The 20,507-nt window shown below is 71.3% G+C and carries 13 protein-coding genes and 1 tRNA gene; 2 read left to right on the forward strand and 12 right to left on the reverse strand.

The genetic code is table 11. The annotated features are described in order from the left end of the window. Positions 1-43: 43 nt before the first annotated feature. Positions 44-853: a DNA-formamidopyrimidine glycosylase family protein gene (locus ACFYOU_RS16300; protein ID WP_391306286.1), complete on the forward strand. Its 810-nt coding sequence runs from the start codon at positions 44-46 to the stop codon at positions 851-853. 29 nt (positions 854-882) lie between these two features. Here ACFYOU_RS16300 and ACFYOU_RS16305 read toward each other — a convergent pair whose 3' ends face one another. From ACFYOU_RS16305 to ACFYOU_RS16350, 10 genes are all read right to left on the reverse strand, one after another. Beyond that, positions 883-1,110: a hypothetical protein gene (locus ACFYOU_RS16305; RefSeq protein ID WP_389767887.1), complete on the reverse strand. Its 228-nt coding sequence runs from the start codon at positions 1,108-1,110 to the stop codon at positions 883-885. A 36-nt stretch (positions 1,111-1,146) separates the two neighbouring features. Continuing rightward, a complete protein-coding gene (locus ACFYOU_RS16310; RefSeq protein WP_389767885.1) occupies positions 1,147-1,617 on the reverse strand; it encodes a Dps family protein in 471 nt (156 codons plus the stop codon). 273 nt (positions 1,618-1,890) lie between these two features. After that, positions 1,891-2,262: a helix-turn-helix domain-containing protein gene (locus ACFYOU_RS16315; protein ID WP_385488655.1), complete on the reverse strand. Its 372-nt coding sequence runs from the start codon at positions 2,260-2,262 to the stop codon at positions 1,891-1,893. A 109-nt stretch (positions 2,263-2,371) separates the two neighbouring features. After that, the gene (locus ACFYOU_RS16320) at positions 2,372-2,893 is read right to left on the reverse strand and encodes a nicotinamide-nucleotide amidohydrolase family protein (RefSeq protein ID WP_391306288.1); all 522 of its coding nucleotides are present in this window, start codon (positions 2,891-2,893) and stop codon (positions 2,372-2,374) included. Further along, positions 2,890-3,786 carry a CDP-diacylglycerol--glycerol-3-phosphate 3-phosphatidyltransferase gene (pgsA, locus tag ACFYOU_RS16325; protein WP_391306289.1) on the reverse strand — a complete coding sequence of 299 codons (897 nt, stop codon included), beginning with the start codon at positions 3,784-3,786 and terminating at the stop codon, positions 2,890-2,892. Before pgsA ends, ACFYOU_RS16320 begins: the two co-directional genes overlap by 4 nt. Then, positions 3,783-5,300, reverse strand: coding sequence for a 30S ribosomal protein S12 methylthiotransferase RimO (gene rimO / locus ACFYOU_RS16330; RefSeq protein ID WP_391306290.1), 1,518 nt, complete (start codon positions 5,298-5,300; stop codon positions 3,783-3,785). The genes pgsA and rimO overlap by 4 nt, the downstream gene beginning before the upstream one ends. A gap of 125 nt (positions 5,301-5,425) precedes the next feature. Next, positions 5,426-6,283, reverse strand: coding sequence for a helix-turn-helix domain-containing protein (locus tag ACFYOU_RS16335; RefSeq protein WP_389767877.1), 858 nt, complete (start codon positions 6,281-6,283; stop codon positions 5,426-5,428). 338 nt (positions 6,284-6,621) lie between these two features. Then, entirely contained in the window at positions 6,622-9,390 is a 2,769-nt protein-coding gene (locus ACFYOU_RS16340; protein ID WP_391306291.1) for a DNA translocase FtsK, read from the reverse strand. 587 nt (positions 9,391-9,977) lie between these two features. Then, positions 9,978-10,652, reverse strand: coding sequence for a two-component system response regulator (locus ACFYOU_RS16345; RefSeq protein WP_389767873.1), 675 nt, complete (start codon positions 10,650-10,652; stop codon positions 9,978-9,980). A 261-nt stretch (positions 10,653-10,913) separates the two neighbouring features. Next, the gene (locus ACFYOU_RS16350; RefSeq protein WP_391306292.1) at positions 10,914-16,460 is read right to left on the reverse strand and encodes a HAMP domain-containing protein; all 5,547 of its coding nucleotides are present in this window, start codon (positions 16,458-16,460) and stop codon (positions 10,914-10,916) included. A gap of 268 nt (positions 16,461-16,728) precedes the next feature. On the opposite strand from ACFYOU_RS16350, the gene ACFYOU_RS16355 reads away from it, so the two are divergent. Further along, the gene (locus ACFYOU_RS16355; RefSeq protein ID WP_391306295.1) at positions 16,729-19,401 is read left to right on the forward strand and encodes a SpoIIE family protein phosphatase; all 2,673 of its coding nucleotides are present in this window, start codon (positions 16,729-16,731) and stop codon (positions 19,399-19,401) included. A gap of 60 nt (positions 19,402-19,461) precedes the next feature. Here ACFYOU_RS16355 and ACFYOU_RS16360 read toward each other — a convergent pair. Both ACFYOU_RS16360 and ACFYOU_RS16365 read right to left on the reverse strand, forming a co-directional pair. Beyond that, positions 19,462-19,534 (reverse strand) — tRNA-Thr (locus ACFYOU_RS16360). Between the two features lie 104 nt (positions 19,535-19,638). Further along, positions 19,639-20,352, reverse strand: coding sequence for a DegT/DnrJ/EryC1/StrS family aminotransferase (locus ACFYOU_RS16365; RefSeq protein ID WP_391306296.1), 714 nt, complete (start codon positions 20,350-20,352; stop codon positions 19,639-19,641). Positions 20,353-20,507: the final 155 nt, after the last annotated feature.

A 20,507-nucleotide genomic window follows, 5' to 3' on the forward strand; every position in this document is an offset into this window, starting at 1 on the left:
GCTTCGGCCCGGGTCGGCGGCCGGACCGTGTCACCCTGGACGCATGCCCGAGGGTGACACGGTCTGGCAGGCCGCACAGCGGCTGCACCACGCGTTGACGGGAGAGCAGCTCACCCGCTCCGACCTGCGGGTGCCCAAGCTGGCGACGGTGGACCTGACGGGACGCACGGTCCTGGAGGTCGCGCCGCGCGGCAAGCACCTCCTCACCCGGATCGAGGGCGGCCTGACCCTCCACTCGCATCTGCGCATGGACGGTTCGTGGCGGCTCTACCGGCCCCGGGAACGCTGGAACGGGGGACCCGCCCACCAGATCCGCGCGGTGCTGGGCACCCGTGCCTGGACGGCCGTCGGGTACCGGCTGCCGGTGCTCGATCTGCTGCGGACCGCTGACGAGCACCGGGTCGTCGGACATCTCGGCCCCGATCCGCTGGGCCCCGACTGGGACCCGGACCGCGCCCTGGGCAACCTGCTGGCGGCGCCGGACCGGTCCCTCGGCGAGGCCCTGCTCGACCAGCGGAACCTGGCCGGCGTGGGCAACGTCTACAAGTCGGAGCTGTGCTTCCTGCTCGGTGCCACCCCGTGGCTCCCGGTCGGCGCCCTGCCCGCGGAGCGGCTGGCCGCCGTGCCCGTCCTCGCCCGGCGGCTGCTGGAGGCCAACCGCGACCGTCCGCACCGGGTCACCACGGGCCGCGGGGACCAGCCGCTGTACGTGTACGGTCGGGCGCCCCGCCCGTGTCTGCGCTGCGGCACCGCGGTCCGCCGGGGAGAGCAGGGCGACGGCTCCCGTGCCCGTCCCACGTACTGGTGCCCGTCCTGCCAGCAGGGCCCGGCCCCTCCACCGCCCGGCAGGTGAGCACCCGGATCAGGCACGCGGGAGCGCGGTCAGCGTCCGGCACGGCGGGGGCCGCCCCGGGGGGACGTGCCCCGTGGCCGGGAGGAGGTCGGAGCGGGCGCACAGTGCACCGGCAGCAGGCTCAGGCCCCAGCCGCCCGCCGCGACGGTCCCCTCCAGCAGCCCGGCCGAAGGGGCGAGGGCGAGCCTCAGCACGGCCCAGCACCACAGGGCCCCGCACACCCCGGCGGCGACCCGGGCGAGCGTGCGCCCCGACACCGGCCGTCGTCCTTCCACCCGCCCGACGGAGCGGGCTCAGCCGTTCTCGGCTTGGAACATCCAGTGGTGCTTCTCGAGGTCAGCGGTGATCTGGATGAGGATGTCCTGGCTGACGGGGTCGGCCTCGGCGGTCGCGTCGACCCGTACCCGCATCCGGGTGATCACCGCGGCGAGCGCGGTCACCAGGGTGCCGACGGCCTCCACGTCCTTGATCCAGCCTTCGGGCACCGTGCCGATGCCGCTGGTACCGGCCACGGTCCCGGCACGACCGTCCGGGGACACCCCCAGCGTGGACGCACGCTCCGCGACCGTGTCCGAGTGCAGCCGGGCGGTGTCGACCACCTCGTCCAACTGGAGGTGGACCGAGCGGAACCGTGGACCGACGACGTTCCAGTGGATCTGCTTGGAGATCAACGAAAGGTCGACCAGGTCCACCAGGGCGCCCTGGAGTGCTTCGGCCACGGTCTTCATGTCGGCGTCGGACAACGGACTCTTCACGACGTACATCCCGGTCCTCCGGTTCCACGGTGGGGATCATGCCTCTTCAACCATGGCACACCTACCCGAAAGGGGGCATCCAAACCTGTTCGCCCGATACCCCTCGCGGAGGGCTCGTGGACAGCCGCGCACCGCCGCCGGCATCCGTCACCGCGGGTCGGTGCGGCACCCCCGGACACACCGCAGCCCCGGCCCGGACGCCCCCGCACCTGAAGCGGGGACGTCCGAACCGGGGCTCGGAGACGTCAGGGGACGCCGTGGGACAGCGGATGGCGGCAGCGGTCAGGCCGCGACCACGTCCACTGCCTCCGCGGGCGCCTTGATCGTGACCCGTTCCGGTGGCACGCCGGTCACCGAGACGGAATTGAGCATCGGGCGCACCGGTGCGGGCACCGGCTCGTTGGCCGCAGACTCGGCCAGCTCAGCGAGGGCGAGCTCATCGCTCACCTCACGCATCAGCTCGGACATCCGTACGTCAAGCGCGTCGCAGATGGCGGAGAGCAGCTCGGAGGAAGCCTCCTTCTGCCCCCGCTCCACCTCGGAGAGATAGCCGAGTGACACTCGGGCGGACGAGGAGACTTCGCGCAGAGTACGGCCCTGGCGCTGGCGCTGCCGACGCAGCACGTCACCCAACAGGCGACGGAGCAGAATCATCGGTTGCTCCCTCCTCGGACCGTGTAGCCGCATCCTTCACGCCCCACCGTACCGCCTAGTGCCGCGGCCGTGCGGGGAGCGATGTCGTGTTCACTCAGGGCTGCAAACATCAAGTCCCCCCGTTCTGTTCCGTATCCTGTGCGCGGTCGTGTCCGGGCCCGTCGGACAGCCGCTCCAGCAGCAGGCCGAGCACGCTCCGTACGCTTTCCCTACGGATTTCCGCCCGGCCGCCGTTCAACCGCAATGCGACCACTTTGCCGCCGTCCCGTGGCCCGCGCACCGCGAGGTACACCGTTCCGACGGGCTGACCGTCCTGGGGCGCCGGGCCCGCGACACCGGTGGTGGCGATGCCCCAGTCGGACCCGAGGGTGGTGCGCACCCCGTCCGCCATCTGGAGGGCGACCTCGGCGGTCACGGCGCCCGCCGAGGCGAGGAGGTCGCCGTCGACCCCCAGGAGCCGTTCCTTGAGTCCGGTGGCGTAGGCGGTCACCGAGCCCCGGAAGGCATCGGAGGCGCCGGGTGTGTCCGTGATCGCGGCCGCGACCAGGCCGCCGGTCAGCGACTCCGCGACCGCGAGGGTCTCGCCCCGCTCCCGCAGCAGCCGCAGTGCCGTGGCGGCCGGCCCGCTCACCGCTCGGTGTCCCGTTCGCCGGCGAAGCGGGTGGCGCTGCCCGCGGCCTCGGGGGGCGCGTCCGCCCGCTCGTGCGCTCCCGGGTCCGCCGACCCGGTGTCCTCCGTCGGTCGGGCGGTGCCCTCGGTCGGCAGCGCGGTGTCCCCGGTCGGGCCGGGTTCCGGGGCGACGGGGGGCCGCCCGGCGGCGCGGGCGCGCTCGGCCCGGGCCGCCTCGCGGTCCACGGCGTGCAGGGTGTCGGCCGCCTGCGCCCGGCGCTCGGCGATGCCCTGGCGGCGGAGCACCACGGCCTGGCGCACGTAGTCGAGCCCGGTGACCACGGTGAGGACCACCGCGACCGCCATCACCCAGAACCGCAGGGTGGCGAGCGGACCGGTCAGCGCCAGCACGTACATCCCGACGGCGGTGCCCTGGGCGAGCGTCTTCAGCTTGCCGCCGCGGCTGGCCGGGATCACTCCGTAGCGGATGACGATGAAGCGCAGCAGCGTGACGCCCAGCTCACGGCCGAGGATCACCCCGGTCACCCACCAGGGCAGGTCGCCGAGCGAGGACAGACAGAGCAGCGCCGCGCCCATGATCGCCTTGTCGGCGATCGGGTCGGCGATCTTCCCGAAGTCGGTGACCAGGTTGTACGTCCGAGCGAGGTGTCCGTCGAACAGGTCGGTGATCATGGCGACGGCGAACGCCGCCCAGGCGAGGGAACGCCAGGCCGGGTCGTATCCGCCGCCGGCCAGCATCAGCGCCACGAAGCCGGGCACCAGCAGCAGCCGGACCATGGTGAGGATGTTGGCGATGTTCCAGAGGCTGGCCTGGTTGACGGCCGCAGCGCCCAGCTTGCCGCCGGGCGCCGGCCTACCGGAACCGCCCGCCGTGGATGCCGGGACTCCGGTCATCTGGCCGCCTCCTCAGTACACACGCCGCTCGTGGTCAGTTCCGCGACCTCTGCCAACAGGTCAACGCCTTCGGTGCCCACCACCTTCGCCCTGACCATACGGCCGACGGTGAGTCCGGCGGCGCTGGTGAAGCGCACCTGGCCGTCCGTCTCCGGCGCCTGGTGGGCCGCGCGCCCCACGGCACCCTCGTCCTCGTCGAGGTCGTCGGCGGCACCGAGGGACTCGACCAGTACCTCAAGTGTCTCGCCGAGGCGCTCGTCGGCGCGCTGGGCGGTGAGCTCGTCGGCGAGCTGGGACACCCGCGCGAGACGGTCCGCGACGGTGTCCACGTCGTGCTTGTCCTGGTAGGTCGCCGCCTCGGTGCCCTCCTCGTCGGAGTACCCGAACACGCCGATGGCGTCGAGCCGCGCATGGGTGAGGAAGCGCTCCAAATCGGCGAGGTCGTCCTCGGACTCGCCGGGGAACCCGACGATGAAGTTGGACCGCACGCCCGCCTCGGGTGCCTTGGCACGGATCTGGTCGAGCAGTTCCAGGAAGCGGTCGGTGTCCCCGAAGCGGCGCATCGACCGCAGCACCGCGGGTGCGGAGTGCTGGAACGACAGGTCGAAGTAGGGCGCGACCTTCTCGGTGCAGGTGAGCACGTCGATCAGGCCGGGCCGCATCTCGGCGGGCTGGAGGTAGCTGACCCGCACCCGTTCGATGCCGTCGACGGCCGCGAGCTCGGGCAGCAGCGTCTCCAGCAGGCGGATGTCGCCCAGGTCCTTGCCGTAGGAGGTGTTGTTCTCGGAGACCAGCATGACCTCCTTGACGCCCTGCTCGGCCAGCCAGCGGGTCTCGCCGAGCACGTCGGAGGGGCGGCGGGAGATGAAGGAGCCGCGGAACGAGGGGATCGCGCAGAAGGTGCAGCGGCGGTCGCAGCCGGAGGCCAGCTTCACCGACGCGACGGGCGAGGAGCCCAGCCGGCGGCGCAGCGGGGCGCGCGGCCCGGACGCCGGGGCGAGCCCGTCGGGAAGGTCGCGCGGGGCCGGGGCGGCTTCCACCGGGGCGTGGCCGGGCAGGGCCACGGCGGCGCCGGCGGCCTGCCGCTCGGCCGGGCTGATGGGCAGCAGCTTGCGGCGGTCGCGGGGGGTGTGGGAGGCGTGGACGCCTCCGCTGAGGATGGTCTGGAGGCGGTCGGAGATGTCCGCGTAGTCGTCGAAGCCGAGGATGCCGTCGGCTTCGGGCAGGGCCTCGGCGAGGTCCTTGCCGTAACGCTCCGCCATGCAGCCCACGGCCACGACGGCCTGCGTTCTCCCGTGTCCCTTGAGGTCGTTGGCCTCCAGGAGGGCGTCGACGGAGTCCTTCTTGGCGGCGTCGACGAATCCGCAGGTGTTGACGACGGCGACGTCCGCTTCCTCGGCGTCCTCGACGAGCTGCCAGCCGTCCGCCTCCAAGCGGCCTGCCAGCTCCTCCGAGTCCACCTCGTTACGGGCGCAGCCGAGAGTGACGAGAGCGACGGTGCGGCGTTCGGGCATGGGCTCAAGACTACTTCGTCCCGGTGACCGCACTCGCGCCTCGGGGCACCGTTGGGGACCGCCGGGCGGCCCGCGGCCCCGTAGCGCTCCTCGGGCGGGGTGCCGCAGCCCCCCGCCCGCCCGGGTCAGCCCGCTTGGGGGTCGCCCTTGGTGTAGGTCAGGCGTTCGATCTGGCCGGGCTGGAAGTCGTCCTCGATGGCCTTCCCGTTGACGAACAGGTCGATCGCGCCCGCGTTGCCGAGCACGAGGTCGATCTGCTGCTTGTCCTGGAAGGTCTTCGAATCGCCCTGTTCGAGGGTGCCGTCGAAGAGGGTGCGGCCGTTGAGGTCCTTGGCCGAGATCCAACTGCGTCCGTCGGGGGCGCTGACCTTGACGGTGACCTTGTCCTGGGGCACCGCGGCGATCGCGCTGCCGGACGGGTCGGGCTTGGGGTCGGCGGGCTTCGGCGGGTTCGGCTTGGACTTGGTGGCGTCACCGGCGGGGGTGGAGCCGCTGCCCGCGACGGGCGTGCGGCTGTTGTCCCCGCCGTCGTCGCCCTTGAACGCCGTGAAGCCGACGAAACCGATCACCGCGACGATCGCGGCGACCATGGCCGCGGTCCAGTTGGGGCGGCGCGGCTCGGGCCGGATGCGCTCGGCCTCGAACAGCGGCGCGGCGGGGGTCGGCGCGGGCCGCCCGCCGTGGTCGGCGTCGAAGCGCTCCAACAACTCGGCGGGGTCGAGGCCCACGGCGCGGGCGAGCGTCCTGAGGTGCCCGCGCGCGTAGACGTCGCCCCCGCAACGACTGAAGTCGTCCTGCTCGATGGCGTGGATGATCGGGATGCGCACCCGCGTGGCGGTACTGACCTCGTCCACGGTCAGCCCGGACTCGATGCGTGCCTGCTTCAGGGCGCGACCGATCGAGGGAAGGTCTTGCGCCGGCAGGTCGACGGGACCGAGGTCGTCGGCCGGCCGGTCGTCTTCAGGGGAGTTGCCGATGGACACGGGGGCGCCTTTCGAGCGTGAGCCACCTGCTGGAGGTTCAGTCTAGGGGGAGTACGAAAGAGTGGGGCAACCGGTCGTGACGACTTTGTACGCCATTTGCACGGTGCGGCGACGGCCGCCACCCGCAGGAGCCGAGGTGCTGGTTGTCCCTCCCCTCAACTTGACGAACGCCGTGGGGAAACGGTTGCCCTGCGCCCCCGAACGGGTGAGAACCGACGGGGGCCGTCCCCCGAACGGGCGAGGGCCCCGCACGGAGCCGTTCCGGAGCGCCCCCTCCGTTCGGGGGGAGTTGGGCGTGTCGCGTTTCCGCGGGCCCGGGCGTCGGAATCCGGGACCGGCTAGTCGCCAGCTTCCCCCCGGATCACCGCCAGCACCCCGTCCAGCTCGTCGGACTTCACGAGAACGTCACGTGCCTTGGACCCTTCGCTGGGGCCCACGATGTTCCGCGACTCCATCAGGTCCATCAGCCGGCCCGCCTTCGCGAAGCCGACGCGCAGCTTGCGCTGGAGCATCGACGTGGAGCCGAACTGGGTGGACACGACCAGTTCGGCGGCCTGGCAGAGCAGGTCGAGGTCGTCCCCGATGTCCTCGTCGATCTCCTTCTTCTGCTTGCCCCCGACCACCACGTCCTCGCGGAAGACGGGGGTCATCTGCTCCTTGCAGTGGCGGACCACCTCGGCGACCTCGTCCTCGGTGACGAAGGCGCCCTGCATGCGGGTCGGCTTGTTGGCGCCCATCGGGAGGAAGAGGCCGTCGCCCTTGCCGATGAGCTTCTCGGCGCCCGGCTGGTCCAGGATGACCCGGCTGTCCGCGAGCGAGGAGGTGGCGAACGCCAGCCGCGAGGGCACGTTCGCCTTGATGAGCCCGGTGACCACGTCCACCGAGGGCCGCTGGGTCGCGAGCACCAGGTGGATGCCCGCCGCCCGGGCGAGCTGGGTGATGCGGACGATGGCGTCCTCGACGTCCCGCGGGGCGACCATCATCAGGTCGGCCAGCTCGTCCACGATCACCAGCAGGTACGGGTACGGCTGGAGCTCGCGCTCGCTGCCCTGAGGCGCCGTGACCTTGCCGCTCCGTATGGCGGCGTTGAAGTCGTCGATGTGCCGGAACCCGAAGGCGGCCAGGTCGTCGTACCTGAGGTCCATCTCCCGGACGACCCACTGGAGGGCCTCGGCGGCGCGCTTGGGGTTGGTGATGATCGGCGTGATCAGGTGCGGGATGCCCTCGTAGGCGGTCAGCTCCACGCGCTTGGGGTCGACCAGCACCATGCGGACGTCCTCGGGGGTCGCCCGCACCATGACCGAGGTGATCAGACAGTTGATGCACGACGACTTGCCGGATCCGGTGGCGCCGGCCACCAGGATGTGCGGCATCTTCGCCAGGTTGGCCATCACGTAGCCGCCCTCGACGTCCTTGCCGAGCGCCACGAGCATCGGGTGGTCGTCCTCCGCCGCGTCGGCCAGCCGCAGCACGTCACCGAGGTTGACCATCTCCCGGTCGGTGTTTGGGATCTCGATGCCGACCGCGGACTTGCCGGGGATCGGGCTGATGATCCGCACGTCGGGGCTGGCGACGGCGTAGGCGATGTTCTTGGTGAGCGCGGTGATCCGCTCGACCTTGACGGCGGGCCCCAGCTCGACCTCGTAGCGGGTGACCGTCGGCCCCCGGGTGAAACCGGTGACGGCCGCGTCGACCTTGAACTCCGTGAACACGGTGGTGAGCGAGGCCACCACGGCGTCGTTCGCGGCACTGCGCGCCTTGCCGGGACCGCCGCGCTCCAACAGGTCGAGGGAGGGCAGGGAGTACGTGATGTCGCCGCGCAGCTGCAACTGCTCCGCGCGCGGGGGCAGCTCCCGGTGCACTTCGGGGGCGGACTTGGTCAGATCGGGCACCGGTGCGCCGGGCTGCCCCGCGCGGGCGCCGGGCGGCGCCGTCCCACGCCCCCGCGCAGGGGGCACGGAGGGGGTCGGCTCGGGGTCGCGGTCCACGGTGACGCCCTGGGTGAGGTCGGCGACCAGGGGCGAGGCCGGCACCCCGTTCAGCACGGCGCCGTCCAGCGCTGCGGCAGCGGCGGCGGCCACGTCCACCGGGTCCGCGCGGCCGTCCAGGTCGGCGGGGAGCGCGGGCTGTCTACGGGGCCTGCGCCGACGGGTGAGGGCCGCGTCCTCGGCCCGCTCCGGGTCGTACTCCCCCGGCTCTCCCGTCCGCCGCCCGGAGCGCCCCGGCAGCGCCTCGCGCCACTGGTCCTCGTACCGTTCGTCGTCGTCCGTTCCCCGGGCCGCGTAGTCCTCGGCGGGCTCCACGAGGCCCAGCCGCACCCCCAGTTGCCGCAGCCGTCGCGGGATCGCGTTGACCGGGGTGGCGGTGACGACGAGCACGCCGAACACGGTGAGCAGCACCAGCAGCGGTACGGCGAGCACCTCGCTCATCGTGTACGTCAAGGGGGTCGCCGCGCCCCAGCCGACCAGTCCACCGGCGTCCCTTATCGCCTGCATGCCCTCGCTGCGGGCGGGCGAGCCGCAGGCGACGTGCACCTGACCGAGGACGCCGACGACGAGGGCGGACAGTCCGATGACGATCCGGCCGTTGGCGTCGGGCTGCTCCGGATGGCGGATGAGGCGCACCGCGACGACCGCGAGCAGTATCGGCACCAGCAGGTCCAGGCGCCCGAACGCGCCGGTGACCAGCATTTCCACCAGGTCGCCGACGGGGCCGCGGAGGTTCGACCAGGTGCCCGCGGCGACGATCAGCGCGAGGCCCAGGAGCAGCAGGGCGAGGCCGTCCTTGCGGTGGGCCGGGTCGAGGCCCTTGGCCCCGCGGCCCACGCCCCGGAACATCGCTCCCACCGTACGGGCGGTGCCCAGCCACAGGGCCCGCACCAGGCGGTAGAGGCCGCCGGTCGGGTTCGGTGCCGGCTTCGGGGCGGGCTTGGGCGCGGGCCTTCGGCCGGCCGGCTTCTTGGCGGGCGCCTTGGCGGCCGGCTTCTTCGCCGGGGCCTTCTTCGGTGGCGGCTTGCGGGGGACCGCGGCCTTCTTCGCCGGGGCCTTCGCCGGTGCTGCCGCCTTCTTGGCGGGCGACTTCTTGGCTGAGGGCTGACGTGAGGCCATGGGTGTGAGGTTACCGGTGCGGGACACGCGGGACACGCGCCGTGCAGCTTCACCCGTTCGTGTCGTGGCCGTGTCGGACGGGCTTTGACGCCTCGGGGGGCGGTGCCGCTGATGCCCCCTCAAGGCCCTGGTGACGTTGGCGCGCCCGTCAAGCCCGGAGCGTCACTGCGGGTGTCCCACGAACGCACAACAGGGACCAGTTCTCCCCACCCCCCGGTCCGCTGGCCGCCCCTCACGACCCCACAGGTCCGCGCAGTCCCGCACGCCACCGGTCACACATCACCACCACGAGTGCAGCGCACCCCGGCGCACCCACCCGTCGCACCATGCGCTCCGCGACCTCGGCGAAGGCCGGTCGTGCGCCGACACCCCCGTGTGCAGGAAGCGCACGGCAACGGGAACACGCCCCGCGTACGCACCTGCGCCGCACCACCCGCGCTGCGCGGCGGCACCCGGCGTCCGGTCGGCAGCGCACCAGCGGACACACGGCGCACGGGCCGGGCGCGAACGGGGGGACGGCGCACGGGCCCGCAAGAACCCTGCGCGGGGCGGCGGCCACCCTGGGAAGTCGCTGGTGGAACGGGGGCTCAGCCCTGGGAGGGCAGCGAGGCCGCTCCGGCTCCCGTTCCGGGCTCCAGCGCGTCGAGCGCCCTGCGCAAGCCGGTCAGCTTGCGTTCGAGGTGAGCGGCGGTCGCCACGGCGGCGGCGTCGCCCGCATCGTCGTCGAGTTGCTTGGACAGGGCCTCGGCCTGCTCCTCCACGGCCGCGAGCCGCGCCGACAGCTCGGCGAGCAGCCCCGCCGGTTCCTTGCCGTTGCCCGAGCCGCCGCCTTCGAGCTGGAGCCGCAACAAAGCAGCCTGCTCACGCAGTTGACAGTTCTTCATGTACAGCTCGACGAAGACCGACACCTTCGCACGGAGCACCCACGGGTCGAACGGCTTGGAGATGTAGTCCACGGCGCCGGCCGCGTACCCGCGGAAGGTGTGGTGCGGACCGTGGTTGATCGCGGTGAGGAAGATGATCGGGATGTCCCTCGTCCGCTCCCGCCGCTTGATGTGCGCCGCGGTCTCGAAGCCGTCCATGCCCGGCATCTGGACGTCCAACAGGATGACCGCGAAGTCGTCCGTGAGCAGTGCTTTGAGCGCTTCCTCCCCGGACGATGCCCGCACCAGCGTCTGATCGAGCGCGGAGAGGATGGCCTCCAGCGCCAGCAGATTCTCCGGCCGGTCATCGACCAGGAGGATCTTGGCCTTCTGGACCATCGCCCGTCCTCCTCGTCCCGGCAGTGCACCGGGCGCCGCCCCAGGGGACGACTCTGTTGCGCCGTCCGTTCTTGTGCCGGTCATGGTAGCCGCACCCCGCCTATCGCCACACCCTGTCACCGCGATGTCACTGTGCACGTAGCAGAAACGTCGCGGGGGACCAGAAGGTTCCCCGAATCCCGCACTTCTACACGGGATCGGCCACAGTCCGTCAGCGTAACTTGGCGGTGGGACAAGCTTTTCGGCCCCTCCCGCATCCGTTCACTCGTCGCGCATCCACTGCTCCATCACGGTCAGCAAGTAGTCAGGATCGACCGGTTTCGTTACGTAGTCGGACGCGCCGGAGTCGATCGCCTTCTCCCGGTCGCCCTTCATCGCCTTCGCCGTCAGCGCGATGATGGGCAGTCCGGCGAACTGCGGCATCCGACGGATCGCCGTGGTCGTGGCGTAGCCGTCCATCTCCGGCATCATGATGTCCATCAGCACCAGGGTCACGTCGTCGTGCTGTTCGAGGACCTCGATGCCCTCCCGACCGTTCTCCGCGTACAGCACCGACAGACCGTGCTGCTCCAGGACGCTGGTCAACGCGAACACGTTGCGGATGTCGTCGTCGACGATGAGGACCTTCTCCCCGTCGAACCCGAAGTTCCGCCGCTCCGTGCCGTCCTGGGCGGCCAGGTCGTAGTCCGTCTCCGCGCCCCGCCCGCTCCCCGCACCGCCGGCACGGGCCGACCGGTCCACGGGGGGCGCCGGCGGTGCGGGCGCGGGCAGCACGGGACGCGGCGCCGCGTCCTGGACGGGCACCGCCGGCCGGCGCCGCCGGCGGAAGTTGGCGGCGGGACCGTTCTGCGCGTCCCGGTACGAGCGCACCTCCGGCGGCGTGTCGGTGCCGGCCCGCTGCTTCGCCCCGGACTCCAGGGCCGCGCCCGGCTCGCCCGCGGACGGCAGTTGGCCGTACCCGTGCGGCGGCAGACCGCTCGGGTGCAACGGCAGGTAGAGCGTGAACGTCGAGCCGCGCCCCGGTTCGCTGGCCGCGTGGATCTCCCCGCCGAGGAGCCGTGCGATCTCCCGACTGATCGACAGACCGAGCCCCGTGCCGCCGTACTTGCGGCTGGTCGTCCCGTCGGCCTGCTTGAACGCCTCGAAGATCACCCGCATCTTGCCGGAGGCGATCCCGATGCCCGTGTCGGCGACCGAGAACGCGATCAGGTCGGCGTCCGCGTCGGTGAGGGAACCCGACTCCAGGAGTTGTTCCCGGATGGCGACCGGCACGTCCGCCCCCGCGGTCCGGATCACCAGTTCGACCGCACCCGAATCGGTGAACTTCACCGCGTTCGACAGCAGGTTGCGCAGCACCTGGAGCAGCCGCTGTTCGTCGGTGTGCAGGGTCGCGGGCAGCTCCGGCGAGACCCGCACCGAGAAGTCCAACCCCTTCTCCGCGGTGAGCGGGCGGAAGGTGGCCTCCACGTAGTCGACGAGCTGCACCAGCGCGATGCGGGTCGGCGAGACGTCCATCTTGCCCGCCTCGACCTTCGACAGGTCGAGGATGTCGTTGATGAGCTGGAGCAGGTCCGAACCGGCGCCGTGGATCGTTTCGGCGAACTCCACCTGCTTCGGCGTGAGGTTGGTGTCGGCGTTGTCCGCGAGCAACTTGGCCAGGATCAGCAGCGAGTTGAGGGGGGTCCGCAGCTCGTGCGACATGTTGGCCAGGAACTCGGACTTGTACCGCATCGACACCGCGAGCTGTTCGGCGCGCTCCTCCAGCACCTGGCGGGCCTCTTCGATCTCGGTGTTCTTCACCTCGATGTCACGGTTCTGCCGGGCCAGCAGTTCGGCCTTCTCCTCCAGCTCCTCGTTGGACTCCTGGAGCGCCTTCTGCCGGTTCTCCAACTCCGCGGACCGCTCGCGCAGTTGCTCGGTCAGCTCCTGCGACTGTTCGAGCAGGACCTCCGTCTTGGTGTTGACGCTGATCGTGTTGACGCTCGTCGCGATCATCTCGGCGATCTGGTTGAGGAAGTCCTTCTGGATGTGCGTGAACTGCTGGAACGCCGCCAGCTCGATCACCCCCAGCACGGTCCCCTCGAACAGCACCGGCAACACGATGACGTGCGCGGGCGGCGCCTCGCCCAACCCGGAGGAGATCTTCAGATAGCCGGGCGGAACGTTCTCCACCAGGATCGTCCGCCGCTCCTTCGCCGCCGTCCCGATCAGCGTCTCACCGGGCCGGAACGAGGTCGGCATCGTCCCCATCGAATAGCCGTACGAGCCGAGCATCCGCAGCTCGTAGCCGTCCTGCCCGTCCTCCTGCGCGGCCACCAGGTCCTGGCCGTCGTCCGCCACCGCCAGGAAGAACGCACCGTGCTGCGCGGACACCACCGGGGTCAACTCGCTCATGATCAACCCGGCCACGTCGTCCAGGTCACGACGCCCCTGCATCAGACCCGAGATACGGGCCAGGTTGCCCTTGAGCCAGTCCTGCTCCTTGTTGGCGATGGTCGTGTCCCGGAGGTTCGCGATCATCGTGTTGATGTTGTCCTGGAGGTCCTGGATCTCCCCCGCCGCGTCCACGTCGATCTTCAGATTGAGGTCCCCGCGGGTCACCGCCGTGGCGACCGCGGCGATGGCACGCACCTGACGGGTCAGGTTGCCGGCCATCTCGTTCACGGACTCGGTGAGGTCCCGCCAGGTGCCGTCGACGTCACGCACCCGCGCCTGACCGCCGAGCTGGCCCTCCGTCCCCACCTCACGGGCCACCCGGGTGACCTCCTCGGCGAACGAGGACAGCTGGTCCACCATCGTGTTGATGGTCGTCTTGAGTTCGAGGATCTCCCCGCGCGCATCGATGTCGATCTTCTTGGTGAGATCGCCCTTCGCGATCGCCGTGGTGACCATGGCGATGTTGCGGACCTGGCCGGTCAGATTGGACGCCATCGAGTTCACCGACTCGGTGAGGTCCTTCCAGGTGCCCGAGACGCCCGGCACCCGGGCCTGACCGCCCAGGATGCCGTCCGTGCCCACCTCACGGGCCACCCGGGTGACCTCGTCCGCGAACGACGACAGCGTGGTCACCATGGTGTTGACGGTGTCGGCCAGCTGCGCCACCTCGCCGCGCGCCTCCACCGTGACCTTCTTGGTCAGGTCGCCGTTGGCGACGGCCGCGGAGACCTGCGAGATGTTCCGCACCTGGCTGGTCAGGTTGTTGGCCATCAGGTTGACGTTGTCGCTGAGGTCCTTCCAGATGCCGGTGACCCCGGGCACCCGGGCCTGACCGCCGAGGTTGCCCTCGGTGCCCACCTCACGGGCCACCCGGGTGACCTGCTCCGCGAAGTTCGACAGCTGGTCCACCATCGTGTTGACGGTGGTGACCAGCTCCAGGATCTCGCCCTTGGCGTCCACCGTGATCTTCTTCGAGAGGTCACCCCGGGCGACCGCCGTCGTCACCTCTGCGATGCTGCGTACCTGGATCGTGAGGTTGTTCGCCATGAAGTTGACGGACTGGGTGAGGTCCTTCCAGGTCCCCGACACCCCCTGCACCTCGGCCTGACCGCCGAGGATGCCCTCGGTGCCCACCTCGCGCGCGACCATGGTCACCTGCTCCGCGAAGTTCGAGAGCTGGTCCACCATCGTGTTGAGGGTGTTCTTGAGCTCCAGGATCTCCCCGCGCGCATCCACGTCGATCTTCTGCGACAGGTCACCCCGCGCCACCGCCGTGGCGACCTGCGCGATGTTGCGGACCTGCGTGGTCAGATTGCCCGCCATGCTGTTCACGGAGTCGGTGAGGTCCCGCCAGACCCCCGCGACGCCCGGCACCTGGGCCTGCCCGCCGAGCCGGCCCTCGGTGCCCACGTCCCGGGACACCCGGGTCACCTGGTCGGCGAACGCGGACAGTTGGTCCACCATCGTGTTGATGGTGTTCTTCAACTCCAGGATCTCGCCGCGCGCGTCCACGTCGATCTTCTGCGACAGGTCACCCCGCGCCACCGCCGTCGTCACCTGGGCGATCTGCCTCACCTGGGAGGTGAGGTTCCCGGCCATGAAGTTGACGGAGTCCGTGAGCTCCTTCCAGGTGCCGCTCACCCCGTCGACGCGCGCCTGTCCCCCGAGCCGCCCCTCCGTACCGACGTCCCGCGCCATCCGCGTGACCTGGTCGGCGAAGCTCGACAGCTGGTCCACCATCGTGTTCACGGTGTTCTTCAACTGGAGCATCTCGCCGGAGACGTCCACGGTGACCTTCTGCGACAGGTCACCGTTGGCGACCGCCGTCGTCACCTGCGCGATGTTGCGCACCTGACCGGTGAGGTTGCGGAACGCCGTGTTGACGGAGTCGGTGAGGTCCTTCCAGGTACCGGCGGCACCCTGCACATGCGCCTGACCACCGAGTTCACCCTCGACGCCGACCTCACGCGCGACCCGCGTCACCTCCGCTCCGAAGCCGGAGAGCTGGTCCACCATGGTGTTCACGGTGTTCTTCAGCTCCAGCATCTCCCCCGCCACGTCGACGGTGACCTTCTGCGACAGGTCACCGTTGGCGACCGCCGTCGTCACCGCGGCGATGTCCCGCACCTGCGTCGTCAGGTTGCGGAACACCGTGTTGACGGAGTCGGTGAGGTCCTTCCAGGTCCCCGCGGCGCCCGGCACCTGGGCCTGACCACCGAGCCGGCCCTCCGCACCCACCTCGTTGGCGACCCGCGTGACCTCGTCGGCGAACGTCCGCAGCGTCTCGGTCATCTGGTTGATCGTCTCGGCGAGCTGCGCCACCTCGCCGCGCGCGCTCACCGTCACCTTCTGCGACAGGTCACCGCTCGCCACCGCCGTCGTCACCTGCGCGATGCCACGGACCTGCGCGGTGAGGTTGCCGGCCATCAGGTTGACCGAGTCCGTCAGGTCCTTCCAGACGCCCGCGACACCCGGCACCCTCGCCTGACCACCCAACTCGCCCTCGGTACCGACCTCACGCGCGACGCGGGTCACCTCGGACGAGAACGAGGACAGCTGGTCCACCATCGTGTTGACGGTGTTCTTCAACTCCAACATCTCACCGTCGACGTGCACGGTGACCTTGCGGGACAGGTCCCCCTTGGCCACCGCCGTCGTCACCAGGGCGATGTCCCGCACCTGGGCCGTCAACCGGTCCGCCATCGTGTTGACGGAGTCCGTGAGGTCCTTCCACGACCCGGACATCCCCCGCACCCTGGCCTGCCCGCCGAGCTTGCCCTCGGTCCCCACCTCGCTGGCCACCCGGGTGACCTCGTCGGTGAACGTCGACAACTGGTCGACCAGGTTGTTGACCGTGCGCCCGACCTTCAGGAACTCACCGCGCAACTGCGGCCCCGCCCCGTTCGCGCCGGGGGGACGCAGCTCCATCCGCTGGTCCAGGTCCCCCTCGGCGACCGCCGACAGCACCCGCCCCACCTCGGACACCGGCCGCACCAGATCGTCGACCAGGGCGTTCGACGCGTTGATCGCGGTCGCCCAGGAGCCCTCGCACGGACCCGGGTCCAGCCGCTCTGTGATCTTTCCCTCACGTCCGACCATCCGACGGACCCGCGCCAGTTCACCCGTGAGGTGGAGATTGCGCTCGGCGACCTCGTTGAAGGCGGCCGCGATCTCCGCGAGGACGTCGTCGCCGGTGACCGGGAGCCGCTTGCGGAAGTTCCCGTCCCGCATCGACTCCAACGCCGCCAGCAGACGGTGCAGCTCCGCCGTCTGGACGGCGGTCGTCCCCCGGTGCGCTGAACGCGCCTTCCTCACGGGCTGTCCGCCCTTCGCGCGCGTGCTGGTGCCACGCGCCGACGCGCCAGACTCCACCGTGATCCCTCCCGCAGGGGTCGACCTCTGTGCATTGGACCGTCCTCATGAAGCCTGCCCAGTGTTTCACCCCGACGGAACCAGGCCATAACAGTTCGGCAGCTTCGCACAACCTCCGCCCGTACCCCCCTGGGGGCGGAAACTCCCTCGGGCGGCATCCGCATGGACCGCGAAGGTAAGTAACCTGGCATGCGGCTGTCCACCCACCCGGTCCGCCCGGCCAGGACGGTGGCAAGAGTACGAGCGGGCATCGGAGGGCGGCCCCAGCATGACCACCGGACTGCAACTGCCCGGGGGGCAATCCCCGGACCCCCGGCCGCACCAGGCCGACGACGGGGAAGCACGGCACGTCGAAAACCGGACGAGGAGTTCTGTGATCACCGCGCGCGCGGCAGCCGCATTCCCACCCGCGAGCCGGTCCGTGGCCACGGCCCGTTCCTTCGTCCGGGACACGCTCCAGGGCTGGGGATTCACCGATGTCATCGACGACGCAGTCGTCCTGACCAGCGAACTCGTCACCAATGCGGTGATCCACGCGGGCACCTCGGCCGAAGTGCAGTGTCTGCGTTCCGGCGACACGGTCCGCATCGAGGTGTCCGACCGCTATCCGGAACGTGAGATCCCGCTCCAGCAGGCGCACGCCGCCCTGCGCAGCCCCGACCGCGAAGGCGGCCGGGGGCTCCAGCTCTGCGCCGCGCTCGCCGGCCGCTGGGGCGTCGAGTACACGCCCACCCACAAACGGGTGTGGTTCCAGATGGAGTTGCCCGACCGCCCCGTCGGCACCCGCGCCGCGGGACCCCACCTCCCCACCGGTCTGCTCCCGGTCACCGACGGCCGGGTCAGGGTCGCGGTGCTCCAGATCGACGGCGCGGGCGCCGTCAACGCCTGGAACGAGGACGCCGGGGAACTCTTCGGCCACCGCGCCGAACACGTCATCGGCAAACCGCTCACCGACCTCGCCGCCTGGCCCCACACCCCCGGCACCAGCACCGGCATCGTCGAGGCCCTCCAGCTCTCCCGCTGGGAAGGCAGCTACGGCATCCGCAGCGCCACCGGCCGGGTCGTCCCCGTCTACGCCTCGCACCTGCGCGTCCGCGACACCGAGGGCGAACCGTCCACGGTCTGCCTCCTCGTCCGGGACCACGAACGCGCCGTGATCCAGACACCCGTACGCGTCCCGGCGCCCGACACGGGCTCCGCGGCCGAGTCCGGCCCCGCCGACCCGTTCGAGGTGTTCATCGGCTCCCCGGCCCCCGACGACCTCGACGGCCTCCTCCAACGCACCGTCGAACGCGCCCGCGACATGTTGGACGCCGACGCCGCGTTCCTGCTGCTCGCCACGGACGACGAAACGGAACTGGAGGTCCGCGCCTCCACCGGGCTGCCCTCCGCCCGCCAGCGCTTCGCCCGGGTCCCCGTCGAGGCCGGCCCGGGGCGTTACGGCTCCGCCCGGATGCCGGCGGTCCACGAGGACCTGTCGGTCGTCCCGGGCGCCGTCCCCCTGCTCCACGGCACGGGCATGCGCTCGGTCGTCACGGTCCCGCTGAAGGTCGAGGGCCGTCTCACCGGCTCCCTCGGCGTGGCCGCGGAATCCCCCGACCGCTACTCCAACGAAGAGGCCCTGCGGCTCCAGTTCGCCGCCGACCGCATCGCCCTCGCCGTGGAGTCCGCCCGCCTCGGCGAACTCGAACGGCTGCGCCGCGGGTCCCTGAGCTTCCTCGTCGAAGCGTCCGACCTGCTGGCGGGCACCCTGGACCGCGACCAGACGCTCGCCCTGATGGCGCAGATGACGGTCCCCACGCTGGCCACCTGGTGCGCGGTCTACACGATCGCCGACCAGGCTTCGGACCCCTATCTGTCGTTCGTGCTCCACGAGGACGAGGACCGCATCGACGGCCTCAAGGAACTCCTGGCCCGCATCGCCCCGCCGGATCCCGTCCCCACCCCCGGCGCCCGGGTCTGGCACGCCCCGGGTCGTGCCGCACGGGAGGCCGCCGACGCCGACCGCGGTGCGCTCGCCGGGCACGGCGCGGCCGGCGGCGAGACCGTGGTCCTCCCGCTGGTCGCCCGCAACCGGGTGATCGGCATGCTCACCCTCGGCCGACCCGCCGACGACCACTTCCGCCAGGAGATCCTGGAGCTCGCCGAGGACCTGTCCCGTCGCGCGGCCCTCGCCCTCGACAACGCCCGTCTGTACTCGGAGCGCACGGCCATCAGCCAGTCCCTCCAGCGCAGCCTGCTGCCCCCGCAGACGCCCGAGATCCCCGGCGTCGAGGTGGAGGTCATCTACCGCGCCGCCGGTGAGGGCAACGAGGTCGGCGGCGACTTCTACGACCTCTTCCCGATCCGGGACGGCGCCTACGGCTTCGCGATCGGGGACGTCTGCGGCACCGGCCCGGAGGCCGCCGCGGTGACCGGCCTGGCGCGGCACGCCCTCCGGCTGTTGGCCCGGGAGGGCTTCGGCGGCCCGGCGGTCCTGGAGCGGCTGAACGCGGCGATCCTCGACGAGGGCGCCCGCAGCCGCTTCCTCACCCTGCTCTACGGGGAGCTGTGGCCCCAGGAGGACGGCAGCGCGGTCCTGAAGGTCGTCTGCGCGGGCCACCCCCTCCCGCTGCGGCTGCGCCAGGACGGCACCGTGGAGGCCGCCGCCGAACCCCAGCCGCTGCTCGGCGTGATGGAGGACCTGGAGCTGTACGAGCAGACCGTCACGCTCGACCCCGGCGACGTCCTGCTGTGCGTCACGGACGGGGTCACCGAGCGCCGCGAGGGGACCCGCATGCTGGGTGACGACGGCCTCACGGAGGTCCTGGCCTCCTCCACCGGGCTCACCGCGGGCGCGGTGGCGGCTCGGGTGATGCGCGCGGTGGACCGCTTCGCGAGCGCCGCACCCTCCGACGACATGGCGATCCTCGTGATGCGCGTCCCGGGCCTGGACGTGTAGGGCCCCCGGACACGGGAAAGGCCCCGGCCGTCAGGGCCGGGGCCTTTCTCCTTCTTGCTGAGCCCCCAAACGGAATCGAACCGTTGACCTTCTCCTTACCATGGAGACGCTCTACCGACTGAGCTATAGGGGCCTGTCGCTCTGCGCGGTTTCCCTCGCTGCAACGGAATAGATCATACCCCGAACACGGGGGTGCTCCGCACCGCTTCCGCTGTCTTCCGACCACCGTTCCACCGTTCAGAAGGCAGCGGCCAGCCAGACGGCGGGAGCGGGCCGCACGACGTCGCCGAGCGAGTTGCACACGGAGACGATCCGTCGCGCCTCACGGCGGGTGAGCCCGGCCCCCACCGGTAGGGCGAGCGTCTCGTCCGCGGCCCGTTCGGTCTCCGGCAGGACCACGCTCCGCCGGTACGCGGGCAGCCGGTGGACGGGGGTCGGCACCGGTACGCGGCAGTCCACGCCCCGGGCCCGCAACGCCCGTGCGTAGGCGTCCCGGTCGGGCCGTCCGTTGCCGGGCACCCGGACCACGTACTGCCGGTAGGTGTGCCCCGCGCCGCCCTCAGGGACGCGAACGCCCCGCAGTCGCCCGTCGAAGTACCGTGCGTGCACACGGCGTCGGGCCACCTGGTGCTCCTCGTCGGCGTCCTCGTCGCCCTCTTCCTGCTGCTGGAGCAGGAGGAGCCCGCGGCGCCGGCCGAGCTCGGTGAGCGGCCCGGTGGCCGCCGGTCGTCCGAACCGGTGCACCAGGACGACGGCCGCGGTCCGTGCACCCACCACGGCGTCCACCCGGTCCGCATCGAGGCAGTACGTCGTCGGGTCGACGTCGGCGAAGACGGGCACCGCCCCGGCCACCATCACCGCCCGGGCCGCCCTGCCGTCGTCGAAGGCCGGTACGACGACCTCGTCTCCCGCTCCGACACCGGCGGCACGCAACATCGCTGCTGTCCCCATGTGCCGATGCTCGCGCCACGACATGAACGGCCGGTGACGGCAACACCGCTCAAAACAAAAAAGGAGTGGTTCCCCGACCCTAAGGTCGGGGAACCACTCCTTCTCATTCAAAATTTGTTCGGCGGCGTCCTAAACAACCACAAGGTCCCCCCCGC

Origin of the sequence: Streptomyces sp. NPDC005955 (genome assembly GCF_042871255.1) — a bacterium.
GTDB lineage: Bacteria > Actinomycetota > Actinomycetes > Streptomycetales > Streptomycetaceae > Streptomyces.